1 protein-coding gene is annotated in these 668 nt (G+C 67.7%); it reads right to left on the bottom strand.

Features of this window, described 5'->3' with window-relative positions; genetic code table 11:
* Positions 1–668, bottom strand: a 668-nt coding sequence (locus tag AOM06_RS14265; protein ID WP_156163738.1) for an IS30 family transposase, incomplete at both ends; no start/stop codon positions are given.

Here is a 668-nt window from a genome sequence, read left to right as displayed (position 1 = left end):
TGTGCCGGCAGGAGGCTCATCTGGGCGATCATCTGTCGCGCGACGACGTCGGCGGTGGCGCGTTCGGGCAGGTGCAGCAGGATCACGAATCGCGTCGAACGCTCAACCAACGTCCCCACCTGTGAGGCGCCCTTCGCACCCTTGATCAGGTCTCCTTCCCAATGGCCCGGCACCGCACGATCAGCTACCTCAGCAGGTCGTTCGCTGATCCGAAGCGCGTCACGGTAGGTCGCCTTCAAGCCACGCACACCGCTGCCGTGCGCCTTCCGCGCGGTGCGCTTGGTGGACAGCTGCCGGGCCAGATCCTGACGTAGCCCGCCACCGGCTTGGACGTACAGGGCGCGATAGATCGTCTCGTGACTCACGCGTCCAGTGTGGTCGTCGGGACACTCCCGGGCGAGCATGTCGGCGATGAGCTGGGGCGACCAGCCATCGTCCATCCAGGTCTCGATCCGGGCAGCGAGCGCCGGGTTGCGCCCGAGCTTGGTGTCCTTGGGTCGACGCCGACTCTGATGCGCCCGCGTATGCGCCAACGTCGCGTGGTACTCACCGCCCGGACCTCGGTGACGTTTGATCTCGCGCGAGACCACCGACTGCGAACGACCGATCCGCGCCGCGATCGTGTGCTGCGACCAGCCCGCACGCAGGCCCGCCTGGATCTCGGCACG

The sequence above is a fragment of the Demequina subtropica genome, from assembly GCF_000971235.1.
GTDB classification, from domain to species: domain Bacteria; phylum Actinomycetota; class Actinomycetes; order Actinomycetales; family Demequinaceae; genus Demequina; species Demequina subtropica.
This window is presented reverse-complemented; position numbering and strand designations above follow the sequence as displayed.